Consider the following 6,087-nt stretch of genomic DNA (forward strand, 5'->3'; position numbering starts at 1 on the left):
GCCGGCCGGGACACCCGTCCCGGCCGGCCGTTCCGCGCCGCTGCTCACTCCGCGCCGAGCAGCTTCAGCAGCTCGTGGCGGCCGAACATCCGCGCCGTGTCGATGGCCGACGGATCGCCCGCGGCCGGGTCGGCGCCGGCCTCCAGCAGCAGCCGCACCATCTCCTCCTGGTCCTTGAAGACCGCGCCACCGATGGGCGTCTGGCCGCGGTCGTTGACCCGGTTGGGGTCGGCACCGCGCTCCAGCAGGGCCCGCACGGCGGGGGTGCGGCCGTAGTAGGCGGCGAGCATCAGGATCGAGTCGCCCTTGTCGTTGGTCAGGTTGGCCGGCACGCCCGCGTCCACGTACGCCGCCAGGGTGTCCGTGTCGCCCTCCCGGGCGAGGTCGAAGACCTTGGCCGCGAGTTGGAGCACCTCCGGGTCGTGTGCGGGCTGGGAGGTCTCGGGGGTCGGGGCGTCGGACATCGGGTGCCTCCTCGTCGTACCGTCTCGCCGCCGCGGCGGCCGATCGTTTGCAGCCTACGTATGCCCGTTTTCCGGCCGGTGCCGCCGCGCTCCCGCCGACCGTACCGCCGCGGCTCGGGCCGCTCAGAGCTTGATGACGACCAGGGCCGCGTCGTCGGCGGTGCCCCTGTTCATGCCGAGGTCCTCCAGGAGGTTGTCGGCGATCTCCTCCGGGCCCAGGCCGCGGTGCCGGGCCAGGCTCTCCGACAACCGATTCAGCCCGACGTCGATGGACTCCTCGCGGCGCTCGACCAGTCCGTCGGTGTAGAGGACGAGCGTCGAGCCCGGCACGTAGGCGGTGATCGCCTGCGGCCGGTGCGAGGGCCTGCTCCGGGCGGCCAGGGGCACGTCGGTGGCCTGGTCCAGCATCTCGGTGTACCCGTCGGGGTGGCACAGCATCGGGGGCAGGTGGCCGGCACTGCTGTAGGTGAGCGTGTGCGTGTGGGTGTCGATGTCGAGCTTGACGGCGGTGGTGGCCAGCGCGCCGTCGAGGGAGCGCGCGTACAGGTCCAGGCCGTACAGCGCCTGCGCGGGGCCGTCGGCGACGCGCATGGCGGCGCTGAGGGCGCTGCGCAGCTGCCCCATCACACTGGCGGCCTCCAGGCCCCGGCCGACGACGTCGCCCACGGCCACGGCGAAGCGGTCCTCGCTGAGGTTGATCATGTCGTACCAGTCGCCGCACACGTTCAGCGAGCCCTGGGCGGGCCGGTAGCGCACGGCCGCGTTGCGGCGCTCCAGCGGCATGTGCGTCGGCAGCATGGCCTTCTGGAGGGTGAGGGCCACCTCGTGCTCGCGGGCGTGAGCCTGCCGCAGCCGCTCGTTGTGCTCGTACAGCTCCCGCGCGCGGGCGTACAGCTCGGACTCGGCGATCTTCCCGCCGGGCGCCCACAGGCCGGTGCTGGCGCCGGTCAGGCCGGTGGGGCGGGCGAGGCTGTCGCGCACGTACGCGGTGGCGTCCTCGACGCGGTGGATGATCAGGCGCACCGAGCCGTCCTCGCCGAGGACGGGGGTGTTGACCGGGCTCCAGTACCGCTCCTCGTACCCGCCCTCGGGGCCGGGGCGGGGGATGTCGTACCGCTGAAGGACCATGGTGTCCGGCTTGCCCGTCTCCAGTACGCGCCGGAACGAGGCCAGCAGGTTCCCGGGGCCGTCGGCGTTCGGGTCGTCCGGGTTGGCGGGGAAGGCGTCGAACACATGGCGGCCGATCAGCTCGCCGCGGACACGCCCGGTGATCTCCAGATAGGCCTGGTTGGCCTCGACGAGGACGAGGTCCGGGTTCAGCACCGCCAGGGGGGTGGGGACGGCGCCGAACAGGACGGCGTAGTCGATGTCGCCGCTCACCTCGCTCACGGCCCCTCCCCCTCTGCGCGGTGCCGGCCGGAGCCGGGGACCTCTTCGTCGTGGTGGCAGGTACTCCCTGTCCGTCTCGAACACTACCGCGCGGCTCACGGGGGCAGCAGTCCGCGGACGGAAGGCCGCTGCCGTCCGCCGTCGCGGCGCACCGCGGGCGGGAGGGCGGCCCGCTCCGGTCGGAGAGGGCGGATTCGGCCGATGAGCATCTCTTCTGTGCGATTGTGCGCCGGATGGGCGGGTGCGCGCCGCGGCGGAGTGGCGAGCCATGACCGTACCCGATCTTGGGGGGACGTGTGGTGGGTTCCACAGCGTCTCCACACTCCGCGCCGGGGCGCTCCTCGGTGAGCCGCCCCAGCTCCCGCGGCCGTGAGGCGGACTCGTCCCCCAGGTACAGCGAGCCCAGCGCACCCACATCCATCGAGAGGTCGGCCGAGCGCCCGGTGGGGGCGCAGGTGGCGCCCTCCGGAGAGGCGTCCGGCAGGAAGCGCCCACCGGCGATGCCCATCGGGTCCTCCAGCTCCAGTACCAGCGTGCCTGGGACCGGGCACGTACGGGTTCGCGGCAGCGCGGGGACATCCAGCGGACGCAGCCACAGGAAGTCCGCGGGAGAGGTGATCCGGGCGGCGCGCGGGTCCGGCAGCAGCCGGGGGAGGAGGGAATCGGGGGCGAGCCGGCGGAAGTGGACGGTGGCGACCCAGTCCATGGAGAGCGGGAAGTGCCACAGCGCCCGTCCGGCGGCGGTGTCGGCGGCGATCAGGTCGCGGACACGGGCGTTCAGGCGCGGTACCCAGTTCTCCCAGTGGTCGTCGGCGGTGAGCTCCGCGGAGTTCAGGAAGCCGGCGCGCAGGGCGCGCGTCCAGTCCGGGTACTCGTCCTCGGTGATGGTGCGGATGTCGGGGACGCTCAAGTCCATGGGGGGGTACGTCAGGACCGCCCGCCTCAGAACGCCGCGCGGATCTCCCCCACCCGCCGTCCCCCGCCCAGCAGCGGGGAGTCGCCGATCTCCGCCAGCGCCGGGGAGTCCACCCCCATCCGCTCCAGCGTCCGGGCCAGGACCGGGCCGAGCGCCCGCGGTCCTCCGTCGTCGATCTTGATCGCCAGCGCGCGTCCGTCGGGCAGGGCCACGGCCTGGACCGCCTCGGCGCCCACCTTCGCCAGCGTTCCCGGCACCCCGCGCATCAGGCGGGTGTCCTCGCGCCGGGTGCCCGCCACGTACTCGGGGTGGGCCCGCATGGCGTCGGCGACCCGGCGCTCGGGGGTGCCCGGTTCGGCCAGCACGAAGGAGCGGAAGGCGCGGGCCAGGCCGGTGAGGGAGACCGCCATCAGCGGGGCGCCGCAGCCGTCGGTCCCGGTGTGCGCGACCGGCTCGCCCGCCGCCGCCTCGATCCGCTCGCGCACCAGCGCCTGGAGGGGATGGCCGGGGTCGAGGTAGTCGGCGCCGGACCAGCCGTTCACCCGGCAGGCCGCGAGCATGGCGGTGTGCTTGCCCGAGCAGTTCATGGCGGTGCGGGAGGGACGCGCGCCCGCAGCCAGGAACCGGTCGGCCTCCTCGCGGTCCAGCGGCAGGTCGGGCGGGCAGCCCAGGTCCTCCTCGGTCAGCCCGTGCTCGGCGAGCATGGTGCGCACCAGCTCCAGGTGGAAGGGCTCGCCGGAGTGGCTGGCGGCGGCCAGCGCCAGCCGCTCGCCCGACAGCTCGAGGCCGGCGTGGAGTACGGCCGCAGCCTGCATCGGCTTGTTGGACGAGCGGGGGTAGACCGGCGCGGCCACCTCGCCCAGCGACCACTCCACGCCGCCGTCCGGGCCGAGCACCACCACGGAACCGCGGTGGTGCCCCTCGGTGAACCCCGAGCGCACGACCTCGGCGAGGACCGGGAGCCGCGCGGCGGGCGGTCCGGCGAACGGTCCGGGCCTCCCGCCGGGAGCGGGGGTGTTCGCGGGCGGGATGGTGCTGGCGGACATGGGCGGCCTTCCCTGGGTGTAGGGGGACGACCGCCCCCGGGGTCAGGGCAGCAGGTCGTCCACGCGTGCTTCGCCCTCACGGTACCTGCGCGCGATCTCGGTGCTGCACCCGTCCGCCGTCCGCTGGAGCGCCTGGCGGCGCCGGGAGATCCGGTGCTCGTGCTCGCCCAGCCGCGCCATGGCGGCGTGCAGCTCGGCGTCGGTGCGGGCGCCGAGGTCGGACAGCTCGACCTCGGCGAGCACCTCCTCGGCCAGCCGCCGGTGCTCCTCGCTGCGCGGGGTGCGCAGCGTCACGTGGCGGGCCGAACGCGCCGGGCCCCGGCCGGGCGGGGGAGCGTCGGCGAGGATCTCCGCCAGCCGGTCGATCAGGGGCACGTCCGCGGCGCTGCGGCGGGCCAGTTCGGCGCGGAGGATGTCGACGCGGCCCTGGATCAGCCGCCGCACGTAGCTGAGGTCGGCCTCCTCCTGCTGCGCCTGGCGGCGCAGTTCGCGCAACTGGGGCAGGCGCAGACCGGTCAGCTCCGGCGGCCCGGCGTCGTACGGGAGCGCCGGGAGCGCCCCGCCGGCGTCGGCGGGAGGCCCCGCCGGGGCGGTCTTCGAGCCACCCGCCGAGGCGGAGGCGGTCGACGCGGCCTCGCGGGCCGCCGGTACGGCTCCGGGTGTCCGCCCGGTTCCGGCAGTGCTCATCTTCTGTGTGCCCCTCGTCCCCTTCGCCGTGGATCACAACGCGGTGCCACGGCCCGTCACGGATACACCGCAGGCCACCGTGTGCACCGTGCTGCACGCATCGTGCCACCGCGGGCACCCTGCGTGCAGTACGGGCCACCCGTCCGGCGGCTGTCGGCGGGCGCACGACCGGGGCGGCATGATGGTCGGCATGCGAGCTGTGGTGCAGAGGGTCGACGGTGCGAGGGTGGTCGTCGGGGGAGAGGCCGTCGGTGAGATCACCGGTGAGGGCCTGTGCGTGCTGGTCGGGGTGACGCACGACGACACCCCCGGGAAGGCCGACCGGCTCGCGCGCAAACTGTGGGGTCTGCGGATCCTGGAGGGCGAGAGGTCCTGCTCGGACACCGGCGCTCCTCTGCTGGTCGTCAGTCAGTTCACCCTCTACGGCGACGCCCGCAAGGGGCGCCGCCCCACCTGGCAGGCCGCCGCTCCGGGCCCGGTGGCCGAGCCCCTGGTCGAGGAGGTGTGCGCCCGGCTGCGGGCGCTGGGCGCGCGGGTGGAGACGGGCCGCTTCGGGGCGAAGATGGAGGTCTCGCTCACCAACGACGGCCCGTTCACGGTGCTGCTGGAGTTCTGAGGGCCTGCCGCCCCCGTGACGTCGGTGGGGACCGCTCACGATCCTCCGCCTCACGATTCCCCGTCTCGCGCGGTCACTTCACCGATCCCGCCATGACGCCCTGCACGAAGTGCTTCTGGAAGGCGAAGAACACCACGAGCGGAACGGCCAGCGACAGGAAGGCGCCGGGCGCGAGGATCTCGATGTTGCTGCCGAACTGCCGCATCTCCGACTGGAGCGCGACGGTCAGCGGCTGCGAGTCGCTGTCGGCGAAGATCAGCGCCACCAGCATGTCGTTCCACACCCACAGGAACTGGAAGATGGCCAGGCTCGCGATCGCGGGCCTGCCCACCGGCAGGATGAGCCGGGTGAAGATCCGCCACTCCCCGCCGCCGTCCATCCGCGCGGCCTCCAGCATCTCCCGCGGGATCTCCGCGAAGTAGTTGCGCAGCAGGAAGACCGCGAAGGGCAGGCCGTAGGCGACGTGGAAGAGGACCACGCCGGTGATCGTGCCGAACAGCCCGACCGCGCCCAGCATCTTCGCCACCGGCAGCAGACCGACCTGGACGGGCACCACCAGCAGCCCGACGACCACCAGGAAGATCCAGTCGCGGCCGGGGAACTCCAGCCAGGCGAAGGCGTATCCGGCCAGTGCGGCGACCACCACCACGACGACGGTGGTGGGCACCGAGATCAGCACGGTGTTCCAGAAGGCCCGGGTGATGCCGGAATCCGCCAGCAGGGCCGTGTAGTTGTCGGCCGACAACTGCCCCGGCTCGGTCAGCGCCGTCCACCAGCCGCTGGCGGAGTTGGCCTCCTCCGACCTCAGCGAGGACAGGAACAGTCCCAGCGCGGGGGTGATCCACACCAGCGCGGTGACGACCAGGAACACCTGGACGGCGGTTCTGCCCAGCCAGGCGCCGATCCGCGCGCCGGCGGGCCGCCGCGCCCGGCCCGCGCGCGAGGGGTGGTGCCCGGCGCCCGTGCCCG

Annotated in this window: 6 protein-coding genes and 1 pseudogene; 1 reads left to right on the forward strand and 6 read right to left on the reverse strand. The window is 74.0% G+C overall.

What is annotated here, in order from left to right; genetic code table 11:
- Positions 1 to 44 precede the first annotated feature (44 nt).
- The 5 genes and pseudogenes from LJ221_RS21545 to LJ221_RS21565 all read right to left on the reverse strand — a co-directional run bounded on the left by LJ221_RS21545 (position 45) and on the right by LJ221_RS21565 (position 4,502).
- Positions 45 to 464, reverse strand: a complete 420-nt coding sequence (locus tag LJ221_RS21545) for an ankyrin repeat domain-containing protein (RefSeq protein ID WP_241718382.1) — start codon at positions 462 to 464, stop codon at positions 45 to 47.
- 123 nt (positions 465 to 587) lie between these two features.
- Complete coding sequence (locus tag LJ221_RS21550) at positions 588 to 1,853, reverse strand: SpoIIE family protein phosphatase (RefSeq protein WP_308314835.1); 1,266 nt, start codon at positions 1,851 to 1,853, stop codon at positions 588 to 590.
- Positions 1,854 to 2,202: 349 nt separating this feature from the next.
- A pseudogene (locus LJ221_RS21555) lies at positions 2,203 to 2,769 on the reverse strand (sterol carrier protein domain-containing protein); the annotation flags it as partial.
- A gap of 26 nt (positions 2,770 to 2,795) precedes the next feature.
- Positions 2,796 to 3,815, reverse strand: a complete 1,020-nt coding sequence (locus LJ221_RS21560) for an asparaginase (protein WP_241718383.1) — start codon at positions 3,813 to 3,815, stop codon at positions 2,796 to 2,798.
- A 42-nt stretch (positions 3,816 to 3,857) separates the two neighbouring features.
- Positions 3,858 to 4,502: an ABC transporter substrate-binding protein gene (locus LJ221_RS21565; RefSeq protein WP_241718384.1), complete on the reverse strand. Its 645-nt coding sequence runs from the start codon at positions 4,500 to 4,502 to the stop codon at positions 3,858 to 3,860.
- Positions 4,503 to 4,692: 190 nt separating this feature from the next.
- Here LJ221_RS21565 and dtd point away from each other — a divergent pair, with 190 nt between their 5' ends.
- A complete protein-coding gene (gene dtd, locus LJ221_RS21570; protein ID WP_241718385.1) occupies positions 4,693 to 5,118 on the forward strand; it encodes a D-aminoacyl-tRNA deacylase in 426 nt (141 codons plus the stop codon).
- A 73-nt stretch (positions 5,119 to 5,191) separates the two neighbouring features.
- Here dtd and LJ221_RS21575 read toward each other — a convergent pair whose 3' ends face one another.
- Positions 5,192 to 6,022: a carbohydrate ABC transporter permease gene (locus LJ221_RS21575; RefSeq protein ID WP_241718387.1), complete on the reverse strand. Its 831-nt coding sequence runs from the start codon at positions 6,020 to 6,022 to the stop codon at positions 5,192 to 5,194.
- Positions 6,023 to 6,087: the final 65 nt, after the last annotated feature.

Origin of the sequence: Streptomyces sp. CNQ085, from assembly GCF_022614595.1 — a bacterium.
Lineage (GTDB): Bacteria > Actinomycetota > Actinomycetes > Streptomycetales > Streptomycetaceae > Streptomyces.

What these genes read in the sequence shown, in the direction of transcription:
- LJ221_RS21545 (WP_241718382.1), bottom strand. Translation starts at nt 464, where the DNA reads ATGTCCGACGCCCCGACCCCCGAGACCTCCCAGCCCGCACACGACCCG.
- LJ221_RS21560 (WP_241718383.1), bottom strand. Translation starts at nt 3,815, where the DNA reads ATGTCCGCCAGCACCATCCCGCCCGCGAACACCCCCGCTCCCGGCGGG.
- LJ221_RS21565 (WP_241718384.1), bottom strand. Translation starts at nt 4,502, where the DNA reads ATGAGCACTGCCGGAACCGGGCGGACACCCGGAGCCGTACCGGCGGCC.
- dtd (WP_241718385.1), top strand. Translation starts at nt 4,693, where the DNA reads ATGCGAGCTGTGGTGCAGAGGGTCGACGGTGCGAGGGTGGTCGTCGGG.